Source organism: Octadecabacter algicola (assembly GCF_021532625.1).
GTDB lineage: Bacteria > Pseudomonadota > Alphaproteobacteria > Rhodobacterales > Rhodobacteraceae > Octadecabacter > Octadecabacter algicola.
Window position 1 is genome coordinate 789,426 of record NZ_JAKGAR010000002.1, and the last position, 15,436, is coordinate 804,861.

At 55.0% G+C, this 15,436-nt stretch carries 15 protein-coding genes; 13 read left to right on the forward strand and 2 right to left on the reverse strand.

Annotated features, from left to right (window positions below):
• The first annotated feature begins 84 nt into the window (after window positions 1-84).
• The 6 genes from betI to L0666_RS10710 all read left to right on the forward strand — a co-directional run bounded on the left by betI (window position 85) and on the right by L0666_RS10710 (window position 6,305).
• On the forward strand, window positions 85-654 hold the full coding sequence (gene betI / locus L0666_RS10685; RefSeq protein WP_235261292.1) for a choline-binding transcriptional repressor BetI: 570 nt from the start codon (window positions 85-87) through the stop codon (window positions 652-654).
• Between the two features lie 2 nt (window positions 655-656).
• Window positions 657-2,165 carry a choline-sulfatase gene (gene betC, locus L0666_RS10690; RefSeq protein ID WP_235261293.1) on the forward strand — a complete coding sequence of 503 codons (1,509 nt, stop codon included), beginning with the start codon at window positions 657-659 and terminating at the stop codon, window positions 2,163-2,165.
• A 3-nt stretch (window positions 2,166-2,168) separates the two neighbouring features.
• Window positions 2,169-3,626 carry a betaine-aldehyde dehydrogenase gene (gene betB / locus L0666_RS10695; protein ID WP_235261294.1) on the forward strand — a complete coding sequence of 486 codons (1,458 nt, stop codon included), beginning with the start codon at window positions 2,169-2,171 and terminating at the stop codon, window positions 3,624-3,626.
• Entirely contained in the window at window positions 3,627-5,270 is a 1,644-nt protein-coding gene (gene betA, locus L0666_RS10700) for a choline dehydrogenase (RefSeq protein ID WP_235261295.1), read from the forward strand.
• A gap of 54 nt (window positions 5,271-5,324) precedes the next feature.
• Window positions 5,325-5,978 carry a thermonuclease family protein gene (locus tag L0666_RS10705; protein WP_235261296.1) on the forward strand — a complete coding sequence of 218 codons (654 nt, stop codon included), beginning with the start codon at window positions 5,325-5,327 and terminating at the stop codon, window positions 5,976-5,978.
• Window positions 5,979-6,068: 90 nt separating this feature from the next.
• A complete protein-coding gene (locus tag L0666_RS10710) occupies window positions 6,069-6,305 on the forward strand; it encodes a YdcH family protein (protein ID WP_235261297.1) in 237 nt (78 codons plus the stop codon).
• On the opposite strand, the gene L0666_RS10715 is transcribed toward L0666_RS10710, so the two are convergent.
• Complete coding sequence (locus L0666_RS10715; protein WP_235261298.1) at window positions 6,302-7,723, reverse strand: helix-turn-helix domain-containing protein; 1,422 nt, start codon at window positions 7,721-7,723, stop codon at window positions 6,302-6,304. The genes L0666_RS10710 and L0666_RS10715 overlap by 4 nt on opposite strands.
• Before the next feature lie 53 nt (window positions 7,724-7,776).
• Window positions 7,777-9,012 (reverse strand): multidrug effflux MFS transporter, encoded by a 1,236-nt coding sequence (locus tag L0666_RS10720; protein WP_235261299.1) that lies wholly within the window; start codon window positions 9,010-9,012, stop codon window positions 7,777-7,779.
• 183 nt (window positions 9,013-9,195) lie between these two features.
• Here L0666_RS10720 and L0666_RS10725 point away from each other — a divergent pair, with 183 nt between their 5' ends.
• The 7 genes from L0666_RS10725 (at window position 9,196) to L0666_RS10755 (ending at window position 15,432) form a co-directional block, all read left to right on the forward strand.
• Window positions 9,196-10,728, forward strand: a complete 1,533-nt coding sequence (locus L0666_RS10725) for an acyl-CoA carboxylase subunit beta (protein WP_235261300.1) — start codon at window positions 9,196-9,198, stop codon at window positions 10,726-10,728.
• Entirely contained in the window at window positions 10,709-11,122 is a 414-nt protein-coding gene (locus L0666_RS10730) for a DUF6497 family protein (RefSeq protein ID WP_235261301.1), read from the forward strand. Before L0666_RS10725 ends, L0666_RS10730 begins: the two co-directional genes overlap by 20 nt.
• Before the next feature lie 217 nt (window positions 11,123-11,339).
• The gene (locus tag L0666_RS10735; protein WP_235261302.1) at window positions 11,340-11,492 is read left to right on the forward strand and encodes a hypothetical protein; all 153 of its coding nucleotides are present in this window, start codon (window positions 11,340-11,342) and stop codon (window positions 11,490-11,492) included.
• 66 nt (window positions 11,493-11,558) lie between these two features.
• Window positions 11,559-11,930 (forward strand): hypothetical protein, encoded by a 372-nt coding sequence (locus L0666_RS10740; RefSeq protein ID WP_235261303.1) that lies wholly within the window; start codon window positions 11,559-11,561, stop codon window positions 11,928-11,930.
• A gap of 346 nt (window positions 11,931-12,276) precedes the next feature.
• Entirely contained in the window at window positions 12,277-12,480 is a 204-nt protein-coding gene (locus L0666_RS10745) for a hypothetical protein (RefSeq protein ID WP_235261304.1), read from the forward strand.
• Window positions 12,481-12,569: 89 nt separating this feature from the next.
• Window positions 12,570-14,615 (forward strand): acetyl-CoA carboxylase biotin carboxylase subunit, encoded by a 2,046-nt coding sequence (locus L0666_RS10750; RefSeq protein ID WP_235261305.1) that lies wholly within the window; start codon window positions 12,570-12,572, stop codon window positions 14,613-14,615.
• Between the two features lie 49 nt (window positions 14,616-14,664).
• Window positions 14,665-15,432: a hypothetical protein gene (locus tag L0666_RS10755; RefSeq protein ID WP_235261306.1), complete on the forward strand. Its 768-nt coding sequence runs from the start codon at window positions 14,665-14,667 to the stop codon at window positions 15,430-15,432.
• Window positions 15,433-15,436: the final 4 nt, after the last annotated feature.

Sequence of the window (15,436 nt, forward strand, 5' to 3'; positions counted from 1 at the left end):
AGGCGAGTGCTGAGGTTTTTTATTGATTGACGAGTCAATTAAAAATAATTTACCGTCCTGAGAGTACAAAGACTTGGGGGCGGCATGCCGAAACTTGGAATGGAACCGATCCGGCGTGCTGCTTTGGTGCAGGCGACAATTGATGTGATCGGTGCGCAAGGGTCGCTCGACGTCACTGTAAGCCAGATCGCCAAAGAGGCGGGGATGTCTTCGGCTTTGGCTCATCACTATTTTGGTGGAAAGGATCAAATCTTTCTCGCTGCGATGCGTCACATCTTACGTGATTTCGGGGCCGAAGTACGCAGCAAGCTGCGTGGGGCCAATACCCCGCGCGCCCGCGCCGAGGCCTTGATTTCTGCCAATTTCGCGCCGTCCTGTTTTGATCCGGCGACGGTGAGCGCTTGGATGACCCTTTATGCGCAGGCGACAACGCAGCCGGAAATGCATCGCTTGTTGCGGCTGTACCAGCAGCGGTTGCTGTCAAACCTGACCCATGCGCTGCGTCCGTTGTCGTCGACACCTGTTGAGGACGCCGAAACGTTGTCGGCCTTAATCGATGGGTTGTATTTACGTGCGGCTCTCGCCCAAACCAGTGACCCGAAACACGTTGAGGCTACCGCACTACGTGCCCTTGAACGTCTTACAGGAGCTTGATCATGAGCAAGCAGAATATTCTTATCATTATGGTCGATCAGCTGAACGGAACCTTGTTTCCAGATGGCCCGGCCGATTGGTTGCATGCCCCGAACCTGAAGAAACTGGCCGCCAAATCCGCCCGTTTCAAGAATGCCTATACCGCGTCACCTTTGTGCGCGCCGGGGCGGGCGTCGTTTATGTCGGGGCAACTGCCGTCTCGTACACAGGTCTATGACAATGCGGCTGAATTTGCGTCGTCTATCCCGACCTATGCGCATCATCTGCGCCGTGCGGGGTACCAAACCTGCCTGTCCGGAAAGATGCATTTTGTCGGACCAGATCAGCTGCACGGGTTCGAAGAACGGCTCACCACAGACATCTATCCACCTGACTTTGGCTGGACGCCGGATTACCGCAAACCGGGTGAGCGTATCGATTGGTGGTATCACAATATGGGGTCGGTTACAGGGGCAGGTGTTGCCGAAATTACCAACCAAATGGAATACGACGACGAGGTTTGTTACAACGCAACCCGTAAGATTTATGATCTCGCGCGGGGGCATGATGCCCGCCCGTGGTGCCTGACCGTTTCGTTCACCCATCCGCACGACCCTTATGTGGCCCGCAAGAAATACTGGGACCTCTATGAGGATTGCGACCACCTGCTGCCCGAGATTGGCCCGATCCCCTACAAGGATCAAGATGCCCACTCCCAGCGCATACTCGACGCGAACGATCACGAGAATTTCGAGATTACAGAAGAACAAGTGCGCCGTGCGCGCCGTGCCTACTTCGCCAATATTTCCTATCTGGATGATAAAATTGGTGAGGTTTTACAAACGCTTGAAGACACCCGCCAAGAGGCGACAATCCTGTTTGTGGCTGATCACGGCGATATGCTGGGTGAACGTGGGCTTTGGTTCAAGATGTCATTTTATGAGGGATCTGCGCGGGTGCCTTTGATGGTCTGTGGCCCGGACGTCCCTGCGGGTTCAATCGATACGCCTGTGTCCAATATCGATGTGACGCCAACGCTGTGTGATCTTGCGGGTGTGTCCATGGAGGAAGTCATGCCATGGACCGAAGGCATGTCTCTTGTGCCATTGGCAAATGGCGTTGAACGGAGCGAACCGGTGGCAATGGAATACGCCGCCGAAGGGTCATATGCCCCATTGGTTTGCCTACGATATGGGAAATGGAAATACACGCGCTGTGCGCTCGACCCAGATCAACTATTTGATATTGAGACTGACCCACATGAGTTAAACAACCTTGCGGATGTTGCTAAACATCAAGGCACTTTAGACCAATTGCGCGCGAAATCCGAAGCACGCTGGGATCTTAATGCCTTTGACGCGGCCGTTCGCGAAAGCCAGGCCCGTCGTTGGGTCGTTTATGAGGCTTTGCGCAACGGCGACTATTACCCATGGGACCACCAGCCTCTGCAAAAAGCGTCTGAACGCTACATGCGCAATCACATGGACCTAAATGTTCTTGAAGAAAATCAACGCTTTCCCCGCGGAGAATAAAATATGCCTTATGATATCCAACCGACTGCCAGCCACTTCATCGACGGCCAATATGTAGAAGACACAGCAGGAACGCCGATCCCCGTGATTTGCCCCGTATCCGAGGAACAAATCGCGCAAGTGCATGCCGCGACCCCAGCGATCATTGAACTGGCCTTGAACGCTGCAAAACGCGCCCAAAAAGCATGGGCTGCAATGAGCGGTACCGAGCGTGGCCGCGTGCTGCGTCGTGCAGCCGACATCATTCGTGAGCGTAATCGCGATCTCAGTATTCTGGAAACCAACGACACAGGCAAACCGCTGCAGGAAACGCTTGTTGCAGACGCCACATCTGCGGCGGATGCTTTGGAATATTTTGGCGGTCTAGCGGGTGCCCTAACCGGAGAGCACATCCAGTTGGGTGATGATTTTGTATATACCCGCCGCGAAGCGCTGGGCGTTTGTGTCGGCATTGGAGCGTGGAACTACCCGACGCAAATTGCTGCTTGGAAAGGGGCACCTGCTTTGGCCTGCGGTAATTCGATGATCTTTAAGCCATCAGAAATGACGCCGCTTTGCGCCTTAAAGGTTGCCGAAATCCTGCACGAGGCCGGCGCGCCCGCAGGCATTTATAATGTCGTTCAGGGTATGGGCGATGTTGGGGCCGCGCTTATCACCGACCCGCGCGTTGACAAGGTTTCGCTGACAGGATCGGTTCCGACGGGTCGCAAGGTATACGCCGCAGCGGCAGAAGGTATTCGCCATGTCACAATGGAATTGGGCGGCAAATCCCCCATCGTGATTTTCGATGATGCGAATTTAGAAGACGCCGTTTCTGGTGCGATTTTGGGCAACTTCTACAGTTCTGGTCAGGTCTGTTCCAACGGGACGCGGGTTTTCGTTCAGAGCGGGATCAAGGAGGCGTTTTTGAAACGGCTGACCGAACGCTTAAAGGATGTCAAAATGGGCGACCCGTTGGATGAATCCGTGAACTTTGGGCCGATGGTGTCAGGGCGCCAGATGGAGATCGTGCAAGGGTTCATTGCCAAAGGGCTAGAGCAAGGTGCGCGTCTGGTTGCGGGCGGCAAACGTGAGGGCACGCAGGGTTATTACCTGCAGCCCACTGTTTTTGCAGACGTAACAGATGACATGATAATCGCCACGGATGAGATTTTCGGCCCCGTGCTCAGCGTGCTGGACTTTGATGACGAAGCCGATGTGCTGGAACGCGCGAATGCCACGGACTTTGGGCTTGCGGCGGGTGTCTTTACCCAAGACCTGACACGCGCGCACCGCATGGTCGCAGGGTTTGAGGCGGGAACAACTTACATCAACACCTATAACCTTGCCCCTGTTGAGGCTCCGTTTGGCGGCACAAAACTGTCGGGCGTTGGCCGCGAAAACTCTAAAGCGGCGATCGAGCATTATAGCCAAATGAAATCGGTCTACGTTGGAATGGGCCCAGTTGAGGCGCCGTTCTAAATGCAAGCAGATTACGTCATAATCGGAGCGGGCAGCGCTGGCTGTACGATGGCCTATCGGCTGACCGAGGCGGGCAAGTCCGTCATCGTGATTGAGACGGGCGGGAGTGACATCGGCCCACTTATCAATATGCCAGCTGCGCTGTCTTATCCGATGAACATGAGCCTGTATGATTGGGGGTATCGGTCTGAACCCGAACCAAATCTGGACGGACGTGAGTTGGCCTGTCCACGGGGCAAAGTGGTCGGCGGATCGAGTTCGATCAATGGCATGATCTATGTGCGCGGCCATGCCCGCGACTATGATCATTGGGCGGATCAAGGTGCGGATGGCTGGGCGTATGCCGATGTACTGCCCTACTTCAAACGTATGGAAGATTGGCACTCAGGCGGTCGCGGTGGTGATCCTGCATGGCGCGGTAAAGGTGGCCCGTTGCATGTCACCCGAGGGCCTGGAACGAACCCGCTAACCCGTGCGTTCATTAAGGCTGGCGGGCAAGCGGGCTACCAGTTGACCTCCGATTACAATGGTGAGCAACAAGAAGGGTTTGGCCCCTTTGATGCGACGATCTGGAAGGGCAAACGCTGGTCAGCTGCGTCCGCCTATTTGCGACCTGCACAGGCATCCGGAAAGTGTGAAGTTGTCCGCGGCACGGCGGCGCGTGTGATAATGAACGACGGTCGTGCAACGGGCGCGGCGTTGACCGACGGCCGAGAGGTAACGGCGCATAAGGAAGTCATCATCGCAGCCTCGGCGATCAATTCGCCCAAGCTTCTGATGTTGTCGGGGATCGGACCGGCGGAACATTTGGCCGAACATGGAATTGAGTTGGTGGCTGACCGTGCTGGGGTCGGTCAAAACCTACAGGATCACCTTGAACTATACGTGCAAATGGCCGCAAAGGGGCGTCATAGCCTTTACAAATACTGGCCAATCTTACGCAAAGCCATGGTCGGGGCGCGGTGGTTCTTTACAAAAACAGGTGTCGGCGCGTCCAATCAGTTCGAAGCCGCAGGGTTTATCCGATCAAAGGCTGGATTAGACTATCCTGACATTCAGTTTCACTTCCTTCCGATCGCTGTGCGCTATGATGGTGGGGGCGCGCGCGAAGGGTATCAGGCGCACGTTGGGCCGATGCGTTCAAAATCACGGGGCGAGGTAACGTTGAACTCAGCGGACCCCGACACCGCGCCTCGGATATTCTTTAACTACATGTCGCATCCGGATGACTGGGATGAATTTCGCAACTGTATTCGCCTGACCCGAGAAATTTTCGGCCAAGATGCTTTTGCGCCATATCGGGGCGATGAATTGATCCCTGGTGTGGACGCGCAAAGCGATGAAGCGTTGGATGCAGTTATCCGCGAACATGTCGAAAGCGCTTATCATCCCTGTGGCACTTGCAAAATGGGCCGCGCGGATGATCCGATGGCGGTAGTTGACCCAGAAGGGCGGGTCATTGGTGTTCAAAACCTACGGGTCGCCGACAGTTCAATCTTTCCGCGCATCACCAACGGGAACCTGAATGCGCCGTCGATCATGGTGGGTGAGAAAATGGCCGATCACATCTTGGGCAAGGCTCCTTTGCCACCTGCGAATGATGAACCGTGGCTGCACCCAAATTGGCAGACCGAGCAACGTTAACCTGTTGTTTAGGAAGTACTTGCAAAGGCGCATCGAGACCCACTATGTAGTGGGATGCTTCGAATAACCTACTTATTGTTGTGTCTCGCGACGCCATGTTTTGCCGATGTTCAGGGCCCTGTTCATGTCGTGGATGGGGATACTTTCCATGTTGGGGATGCCCGTGTGCGTCTGCATGGCATCGATGCGCCTGAGGTTGATCAGACCTGTACCCATCCTCAACGGGGTGAATGGGCATGTGGTGCGTTTGTGCGTGACGAACTTCGGGACCGGTTCGAAGGACAGATCGCGACCTGTGAAGAAGTCGACGTTGATCGATACGGTCGCATCGTTGGGCGCTGTTTTATCGATGGGCGAAACGTGAACGAGATCATCGTCTCCGACGGCCTTGCCGAGGCGTATCGTCAATACTCGATGGATTATGATCTGGCGGAAAAGGCGGCTCAGGTGCGTGGGGTCGGGCTGTGGTCCAGCGATATGCAGACACCGGCGGAGTTTCGCGCCGAACAACGCACAGCGGGCGAAGGTTTCGTTTCCCCCAATTCTAGCTGCATCATTAAAGGTAATATATCGGGCTCGGGCCGGATCTATCACATGCCTCACAACGGCGATTATGATAATACGCGCATTAATGAAGCCAACGGTGAGCGCTGGTTCTGTAGCGAGGCCGAGGCCCGCGCAGCTGGTTGGCGTGCAGCACGAAATTAATCCCAGAGATCGTTTTTCTTTGATCCAGATCAGAGTTGGTTTTCTTGATCCAGTCTAGCTTGGTTGAGAAACATACTGGAGGATTAAGAAATGTCTCACACACCACATGAACTGCATGCCGAGTTCCCTGAATTTGCCGACAAGATCAGCGCTTTGAAGCAATCAGACGCACATTTTGCCAAACTCAGCGACGCGTATCACGAAGTGAACCGTGCCGTGCACCGCGCCGAAACTGACATTGAGCCGACAGATGACGCCCATATGCAGCAGATGCGCAAAGAGCGGATGAAGTTGAAAGACGAAATCTTTGCGGCGTTGAACGCTTAGTCAACCTGATACGGCAGCATGCCGCGCTCGTTCGGGTCGACTCTGAGTTGCCGTTCCAATGGTGGCACGGAGCGATGCGGGCAGGCGCGGCGTTCGCATATACGGCAAGAAATACCAATTGGTTCAAAGGCTTCTGCTTGATCTGTCATCATATGGTCAGCGTAAACCAATGCGCCCGCGTGTTTTACTTCGCAGCCGAGTCCAATGGCATATCGCCGCGTCGGAGTCCCCCATGACCCGCCAGGTTTGCTGACATCACGCGCAAGGCAGAAATACCGCACGCCATCGGGCGTTTCAGCCAATTGTCGTAACCAACGACCGGGGGTTTCAAAGGCACCATGCACATTCCACAACGGACAAGCGCCACCAAACCGCGCGAATTGCAGCGTCGTTGCTGAGTGCCGTTTGGTGATGGTGCCTGCAGGATCAACCCGCACAAAGAAAAACGGGATGCCTTTGGACCCCGGGCGCTGCAAGGTTGATAGGCGGTGGGCGACCTGTTCCAGTGAGGCACCGAACTGATCCGCCAATCGTTCCAGATCGTGGCGGGTGAATTGCGCGGCGGCCAAGAACGCGCCGTAAGGCATGAGTGCAGCACCGGCAAAGTAGTTTGCCAAACCGACCATCGCGATACTGCGGGCTTGGGGGGATTGGAATTTTGCGAAGTCCAAGGTCGCGTCCAACAGCTTGGCTTGCTTAATCAGGGCGACCTGTAAAAGCAGCTGAAACCGTTGGGTTGTCGGGGCCGCTTTGGTGGATAGGGTCAATGTCCGGCTGGCTGGATCATAGTAGCGAATGGCGTCAGAGCTGGGCGACGGATCGTCCTTTAGAACCACACGAACGCCGCTTTCGGCTAGGGCTTTGCGCGCAGCGGCTTCGATGTTTCCATCGTCATTTTCTGCGGCTTTGAGAGTAAAGCGTTCTGCCGCACGGTCCACGGCGTCGATGTAGTTGTCGCAGTAATGAAAGAAGTCCCGGACTTCTTCCCAAGGCGAGGGTTGAAGGCGGCTGTCTTCGCGGCCCAATGCCTCATCGAGCGAAGCAAGGCGCTCATGGGTTTGGCGGTAGGCACTGTGTAAATCAAGAAAAGCGCGAGCGAGCGCTGGGGCGTTGGAAGCCGCGAGCCTGAGATCAGCAAGGGGCGGCGTCGGGCCGCTGAACACCGGATCGGCAAGCGCTTCGCGCATATCTCCGACCAAGCGGGCTTCGTCGCCGGATTGCAGTTCCGTGACGTCGAATCCGAATTCCTGCGCGAGGGCCAGTACAACGGTCGTTGATACGGGGCGGTTATTATTTTCCATCTGGTTAAGATAGGGCAGGGACACGCCAAGTTTCTCAGAGAAACCCTTTTGCGTGAGGCCAATACGACCGCGTAATTCGCGCAGTTTTGCGCCTGCATATAGTTTTTGTGCTGCCATGATCGCCCCTTTGCAAAGCAGTTAATAGACTTTGCAAAGTCATGAGTCGAGAGTTAGAGGGTTTCGGCTCCGACACGACGCGCGCGCATGATCCCCCAAAGGGCACATACGACTGATGACATTGTGGTTAGGAGCATCAACACGATAAGAGGGCGCGCGCCTGTTTCTGGGCCAAGGACAAATCCAGCGATCACAGATAAAGCAGCGCCACCGCCGATCATGAATGCACCGCCAAGACCTGCTGCGGATCCCGCAAGTGCAGGGCGAACCGATAGCATCCCTGCATTTGCATTTGGCAAAAGGATGCCGTTGCCAAGCCCGATGAAAATCATAAACCCAAAGAAAACAAGAGGGTGAACAAGGCCAACAAGGTCACACATAAGTAAGAGAGCCATACCGACGGCGGTGATTGCGGCCCCAAATAGAACCATTCGGTTTACGCCAACACGTATCGAAAACCGCCCCGACAACCCGTTGCCGACCAAATAGCCAATGGCGGGAGATCCGAAATAGATGCCTAGCTGAGACGCGTCGAGTTTGAATACTTCCGTACCAACGAATGGCGCGCCGCCAAGGTATGCAAAGAAGGCACCGGATGAAAACGCGGCGGCCAAGCAATAGGCCCAAAACCGTTGGGAGGTCAGAAGGTCTGGGTATTCGCGGACTTGCGCTGCAAATCCGCCTTCGCGTTTGGTGAATGTTTCGCCCTGATCGAAGAAGCAAAGGATGAAGAGTAAGAAACCACTGGCTGCAAGTAGAAGGAACGACGCCTGCCAGCCAAAGACTTCATCCAAAAGGCCGCCCGCTGCGGGGCCTAACATCGGCACGATCGACATGCCCATTGTCACGTATCCGATCATCGACGCGGCCTGATCTTGGCGTACCATGTCCCGCACGACCGCACGGCTGATTGCAAATGCCGTCGCGATTGCTGTTTGGAGCAAGCGACAAATCAGAAATACCGTGAAGTTTGGCGCAAGCACGGCGCCGAGGCTGGCGAGCGTAAAGATCGCGACCGTTCCAAGCACAACCGGTCGGCGGCCAAAGCGGTCCGAAATTGGCCCAATCAGGATTTGGACGATGGCGGTTGTTGCCAGGTAAGCCGAAACCGACAGCTGGATTAGGCCATATTCAACGCCAAAATGCTCGGCCATTGAGGGGAGCGAGGGCAGGAACACGTTCAACGACAATGCCCCGACGCCAGCCATGAGGATCAAGGTCGCGATATGGGGCGGTGTTGTGCGGTCCAGAAAACGGACAATCGGTGCTGTGCTTGCTGCATTTGACATGATGAAAACCTATGCCTCTCCTTTGGAAAGGTCTATGGCTTCCGCAAGAAAGTCGAGATGATTGTTTTGCAGGTTTGCAATTTCGGCAGCTTGCTAATCACGAATTTTGCAAATTTGCGGAATGAGACTCGGAACTCCCTCCGAAAGGAGTTAGTTTGTGCGTCAAATTAAAGGGGCAATTCCATGACAGACATCCTTAAAGAGCTTGAAACCCGCCGTGAAGCGGCGCGCATGGGTGGTGGGCAGAAACGCATCGACAGCCAGCACGCCAAGGGCAAGCTAACAGCACGCGAGCGCATTGAGTTGTTGTTGGATGAGGGGTCCTTTGAGGAGTACGACACGTTCGTATCGCACCGTAGCATCGATTTCGGTATGGAAAAGACGCGCCCAGCTGGGGATGGCGTTGTCACAGGCTGGGGCACGATCAACGGGCGCCAAACCTATGTTTACGCTCAGGACTTCACGGTGCTGGGTGGTTCGGTTTCGGCGACGCACGCGGCTAAGATCGTCAAGATCATGGACATGGCGATGCAAAATGGCGCGCCAATCATCGGGATTAACGATTCCGGTGGAGCGCGTATTCAGGAAGGCGTCGACGCACTAGGTGGGTACGGTGACATCTTCCAACGCAATATCATGGCGTCCGGCGTTGTACCGCAGATCAGCTTGATCATGGGGCCATGTGCGGGTGGCGCGGTTTACTCGCCTGCGATGACCGACTTTATCTTCATGGTTAAAGACAGCTCCTACATGTTCGTCACCGGTCCAGACGTTGTGAAAACCGTGACCAATGAAGTCGTAACAGCCGAAGAGCTGGGTGGAGCGAGCACGCATACTAAAAAGTCTTCTGTCGCTGATGGTGCCTTTGAAAACGACGTCGAAGCGATCGCCGAAGTGCGCCGCTTGTTTGATTTCTTGCCGCTCAACAACCGTCAAAAGCCGCCAGTGCGCCCATTCTTTGATGAGGTTGATCGCGTCGAAGAAAGCCTTGATACGTTGATCCCTGACAACCCGAACCAACCCTACGATATGAAAGAACTGATCCATAAGATCGCCGATGAGGGCGATTTTTATGAAATTCAGGCGGATTTCGCGGGTAATATGCTGACAGGCTTTATTCGCCTTGAAGGGCAGACCGTGGGCGTCGTGGCCAACCAGCCAATGGTTCTTGCTGGCGTTCTGGACATTGATAGTGCGCGTAAAGCGGCAAGGTTTGTGCGGTTCTGCGATGCGTTCGAAATTCCAATCCTGAGCCTCGTGGACGTTCCGGGTTTCTTGCCGGGGGTGACGCAGGAATATAACGGCGTTATTAAGCACGGCGCGAAGCTGTTGTTTGCATATGGTGAAGCAACCGTGCCAAAGGTCACGGTCATTACGCGCAAGGCTTACGGCGGTGCTTACGTTGTTATGTCCTCCAAACACATGAAGGGCGACCTGAACTACGCGTGGCCAACTGCCGAGATCGCCGTGATGGGGGCAAAGGGCGCGACGGAGATTATTCACCGCGCCGATCTTGATGATCCTGAAAAGACGGCGGCACATACCAAAGACTATGAAGACCGTTTTGCGAACCCATTTGTTGCCGCGGAACGCGGTTTCATCGACGAGGTGATTACACCACGCAACACACGTCGCCGCTTGTGCCGTGCCTTTGCTGGTTTGCGCGGAAAACAGGCGCAAATGCCTTGGAAAAAGCATGACAATATTCCACTTTAATCCCCTAAAGCCCCTGACAATTTCGGGATTGGTTTGTGGTTTCTTGATCTCGACCGCATCGGATGCTGCGGCTGAGGGCATTCAAGTACCGTCCGGGCAGACGTTGTCATTTCTCGAGTTTATCTCGGAGAAGGATGGGGATGTTGTTCGCTTCCGGTTCCTTGCGCCGCAAATCGGCGATGCATTTACCTACATGGATGTCGCTCATGATTTTCAGGTTGTTTGCGATGAGCAAGTCATGCCTGTCTTGGGTGCCCATGGCCTAGAGCCGCGCCAAATCGTGCTGTCGATGTCTGCAATGGACATCCCATTTGGCGAGGATAACCCTGACGTTCTTCAGTTTTTCGAGGTTTTTCGACCCGAAAATGACACCTGTATCTGGGAGGAATATTGATGCATCCACAATATGTTGCGCGGCAAAGCTCACCTAATGGGGGTTTTGTAGCGGCTGAGTCACAGGCTTGGGCGTCGAAATCCGGATCGTATCTTTTGCGCCGCCGTTCTTGTAGTTTTCCACGAGGTTACACCCAAGTGGCCTACCCTCAAAATGCACGAGGGGACCGACGCAATGCCGGTCCAACTCGTGTGGAAAACAGAGACAGGAGACAAACATGTCTAAGAGCATCAAGAGCCTTTTTGCCGTGTCCCTGCTTGCCGTTATGGCAGCATGTGGCGCGAACAACGCAAGTGACGTCGAGGAATTCGTGGTCGTTGACCCAGTTCCAGTCACTATCGAGCCGACTTTCTCCGGCAAATATAACTAATCGACGTTCGGGGCAGGCGACGACGCCTGTCCCAACTCACGCGTCCGGTTCTCGGGGGGCAGCGTGATGGAAAAGCACCGCGGATTCCCAAGCCGCCTTCCTAGCTCCGATTTCCAGTTCACAATCCGGCGCCCCGTCAAAAAGGGTTTGCCGCCAAAGCTGTTCCAACGGGAACGCTATGCAGACCGTCGTCCAGCTGATCGCCGTGCAGACGAAGGGTTTATGTGGGCCTTGAAAGAACACTTCGGGGATCAACCGTTTGAGCGGGGCAATCTGGATGCTGGGCGTTTGAATTTCGTCTTTGGACGCGAGGTTATCCCTGCTGAAGATCCCTTTGATCCTGAAAGCTATGAAGCGCTTTTGAAGTTGGATTTGAGGCGCACAGAGCAGTCTTTTCCAGAAATCTTTCGCCCTGACTGGGCGCCGGGGCAATCATGATGATAGGCGTTCGGGTGCGCGGTTTTTGGCCGACGATTTTGCAACTTTGGCGGGAAATGGCTCAGTTTGAGGGTCCATTGCGTATGCCGAATGACAGGTCAGATCGCTTGTGCGAGGTTGTACTTGTAGCCGCTCAGCCCAGCAATCTGGACGGCTCGCATTGTCAATACCGTTACCCTTCCCCTCGTCGGTCTGATCCCTTTGGGTTCAGACCGACACCCTTATTTCGTTGCCGAATGGGGGATTTGCGCCGCTCACGTCAGTTTGTGCAGAAAACGCTTGTGTTGATTGCGCAAAGGGCAGATTCTGCGCGGTATAATAAAACGCAAAATAAGGGCAGTAACCTATGCAACATATCCGTATTATTCTCGCTGTTGGGGCCATTGCGTCGCTCTCAGCATGTCTCGACAACGACCTTGAACGCGGCCTTGCCGGCGCTGCCGCAGGCGCAGTTCTCGCAGACGCAACAGGTGTCGATCCAGTCACTGGGGCACTCGTTGGCGGCGCGGCTGGCGCGCTTTGCGACGAAGTTACCAACGCCTGCCGCTAATCTAACAACGCCTCTCGGGGCAATCACGACTAATGACCGCCGTTCAGGGATGACCCTGTGCGGCGGTTTTGCATTCTAAGGGGCTACCAATGTTCAAGAAAATCCTGATCGCCAACCGAGGTGAGATCGCCTGCCGCGTCATCAAGACAGCACGCAAGATGGGCATCAAAACCGTTGCCGTTTATTCTGACGCGGACCGCAATGCGTTGCACGTCAAAATGGCGGATGAGGCAGTTCACATTGGCCCGCCCCCAGCAAACCAATCCTATATCGTGATCGATAAGATCATGGACGCGATCAAGCAGACCGGTGCAGAAGCCGTGCACCCGGGGTATGGTTTCTTGTCTGAGAACTCCAAGTTCGCTGAGGCACTTGAAGCTGCGGGTGTTGCTTTTATCGGGCCACCGAAGGGCGCGATCGAGAAGATGGGCGACAAGATTACGTCCAAGAAGATCGCCCAAGATGCTGAGGTTAGCACCGTTCCGGGCCATATGGGCTTGATTGAGGACGCTGAAGAGGCCGTGAAGATCAGCCAAGAGATCGGCTATCCTGTTATGATCAAAGCCTCCGCTGGTGGCGGTGGTAAGGGCATGCGGATTGCTTGGGATGATGATGGTGCCCGTGAAGGGTTCCAGTCATCTAAGAACGAAGCCGCGAACTCTTTTGGGGATGACCGGATTTTCATCGAGAAATTCGTCACTCAGCCACGCCACATCGAAATTCAGGTGCTGTGCGACAGCCACGGCAATGGCATCTATCTGGGCGAGCGTGAATGTTCGATCCAGCGTCGTCAGCAAAAGGTCATCGAAGAAGCGCCAAGCCCGTTCTTGGACGAAGCCACACGTAAAGCGATGGGGGAACAGTCTGTCGCACTGGCAAAAGCTGTGGACTACGCGTCTGCGGGTACGGTGGAATTCATCGTTGATGGCGACCGTAACTTCTACTTCCTTGAAATGAATACACGTTTGCAGGTGGAACACCCTGTAACTGAGCTGATCACAGGTGTTGATCTGGTCGAACAGATGATCCGCGTGGCCTATGGCGAGAAGCTAGAGATCGCGCAGAAGGATGTGACCCTGACCGGCTGGGCGATGGAGAGTCGCCTCTACGCCGAAGACCCATATCGTGGGTTTTTGCCATCTATTGGCCGTTTGACGACCTATCGCCCACCAGCCGAGGTTGCGGCGGGGCCACTCGTTGCGAATGGCAAATGGCAGGGCGATGCGCCGGAAGGTAAACATGCCGTGCGCAATGACACGGGCGTTTATGATGGGGGCGAGATCTCCATGTATTATGACCCGATGATTGCCAAGCTCTGCACATGGGCACCGACCCGTGCCGAAGCGATCGAAGAAATGCGCGTGGCCTTGGACACGTTTGAGGTCGAGGGCATCGGCCACAACATCCCATTCCTGTCCGCCGTGTATGACCACGAGAAATTCACCTCCGGCAACATGACAACCGCGTTCATCGAGGAAGAATACCCTGAAGGGTTCGAAGGTGTTACGCTCCCCGACGGTGAGATTAAACGGATCGCAGCCACTTGTGCAGCAATGCACCGTGTTGCTGAAATTCGCCGCACGCGTGTTACGGGTCGTATGGATAATCATACCCGCCACGTGGACAACAAAGCCGTTGTGACGTTGCAGGGTGTCGAGCATGAAGTGGTGTTGGATGCCGATCAGAATGGATCGGATGTGACGTTTAACGACGGAACAACTCTACGCGTTGAAGGCACTTGGACTCCAGGCATGAGCATTGCCTCCATGACCGTCGATGGCGAACCATTGGTTCTTAAGGTTGGCAAAGCAACGCACGGGTTTCGTATTCGCAACCGAGGTGCCGACCTAAAGGTCTTTGTGCGCTCTCGTTTGCAGGCAGATATGGCCGCTTTGATGCCAGAAAAACTGCCGCCGGACACATCCAAGATGTTGCTGTGCCCAATGCCGGGATTGATCGTGAAGGTTGATGTCGAAGTTGGCGATGAGGTCGAGGATGGTCAGGTTCTGTGCACTGTTGAGGCAATGAAGATGGAAAACATCTTGCGCGCAGAGAAGAAAGCCACGGTTACGAAAATTAACGCAGCAGCTGGTGATAGCCTGTCCGTTGATGATGTGATCATGGAATTCGAGTAACCCTTTGGACCTTGTGCTGCATATTGGCGCCCATCGCACCGGATCAACCATGGTTGAACGCACGATTACGGCGACGATTGCGGCACACCCTGACTGTGGTGTCGCCATTTGGGGGCCGAGACGATTGCGTGATACCGACGGATTTCAGGCAACAATTCGGCGTTTGGATGAAGATGCAGAACCTGTTGATAAAGCGGCGGCAGTCGCATTGGACGCTTTGGCGTCTCAGTTCGCGGAGGATGTCTCGGCGGAACGTGATCGTGGGGTCAAAACGTTGATCCTGTCCGAAGAGAACCTCATGGGGTCTATGGGCAATAACTTTCGGTCGGGGTCGTTTTACGGCGATGTAGCGCAGCGCCTTGCGGCCTACGACAGTCTGCTGCCACAGTCACCCAATCGCGTCGCGATGGGTGTGCGTGACTACGGGGCTGTCTGGACTTCAGCGTTTCATTACCTGCCACAAGTTGGCAAGAACGCTCCCCCGCTTGAAAGCGCGCGAGAGGCCTTGCTGGACAATCGGCGCGGTTGGCCTGAAGTGGTTCGTGATGTCGCAACGGTTTGGCCAGATTCACCTATGTTGCTTTGGCAGCAAGAAGATCTGGAAGCAGAGACTGTGCAGATTTGTGCGTCGATCACTGGGTTAAGCGTCGATCAAATCGTTGTACCGGACGGAAAAATAAACGCCCGCAAGGCCAAGACGCCACGCCCGGATGTATTTGATGCCGAGGAACGCAAACATCTGACCCATCGCTACAACCGACACCTACGACGGCTGCGCAAAGCTGACGGTCTTGGCTGGGCTGGGGGGCAGGCGTGATGGA

Coding starts and splice junctions, on each gene's coding strand:
- betI (WP_235261292.1), top strand. CDS start 85: ATGCCGAAACTTGGAATGGAACCGATCCGGCGTGCTGCTTTGGTGCAG.
- betC (WP_235261293.1), top strand. CDS start 657: ATGAGCAAGCAGAATATTCTTATCATTATGGTCGATCAGCTGAACGGA.
- betB (WP_235261294.1), top strand. CDS start 2,169: ATGCCTTATGATATCCAACCGACTGCCAGCCACTTCATCGACGGCCAA.
- betA (WP_235261295.1), top strand. CDS start 3,627: ATGCAAGCAGATTACGTCATAATCGGAGCGGGCAGCGCTGGCTGTACG.
- L0666_RS10705 (WP_235261296.1), top strand. CDS start 5,325: ATGCTTCGAATAACCTACTTATTGTTGTGTCTCGCGACGCCATGTTTT.
- L0666_RS10710 (WP_235261297.1), top strand. CDS start 6,069: ATGTCTCACACACCACATGAACTGCATGCCGAGTTCCCTGAATTTGCC.
- L0666_RS10715 (WP_235261298.1), bottom strand. CDS start 7,723: ATGGCAGCACAAAAACTATATGCAGGCGCAAAACTGCGCGAATTACGC.
- L0666_RS10720 (WP_235261299.1), bottom strand. CDS start 9,012: ATGTCAAATGCAGCAAGCACAGCACCGATTGTCCGTTTTCTGGACCGC.
- L0666_RS10725 (WP_235261300.1), top strand. CDS start 9,196: ATGACAGACATCCTTAAAGAGCTTGAAACCCGCCGTGAAGCGGCGCGC.
- L0666_RS10730 (WP_235261301.1), top strand. CDS start 10,709: ATGACAATATTCCACTTTAATCCCCTAAAGCCCCTGACAATTTCGGGA.
- L0666_RS10735 (WP_235261302.1), top strand. CDS start 11,340: ATGTCTAAGAGCATCAAGAGCCTTTTTGCCGTGTCCCTGCTTGCCGTT.
- L0666_RS10740 (WP_235261303.1), top strand. CDS start 11,559: ATGGAAAAGCACCGCGGATTCCCAAGCCGCCTTCCTAGCTCCGATTTC.
- L0666_RS10745 (WP_235261304.1), top strand. CDS start 12,277: ATGCAACATATCCGTATTATTCTCGCTGTTGGGGCCATTGCGTCGCTC.
- L0666_RS10750 (WP_235261305.1), top strand. CDS start 12,570: ATGTTCAAGAAAATCCTGATCGCCAACCGAGGTGAGATCGCCTGCCGC.
- L0666_RS10755 (WP_235261306.1), top strand. CDS start 14,665: ATGGTTGAACGCACGATTACGGCGACGATTGCGGCACACCCTGACTGT.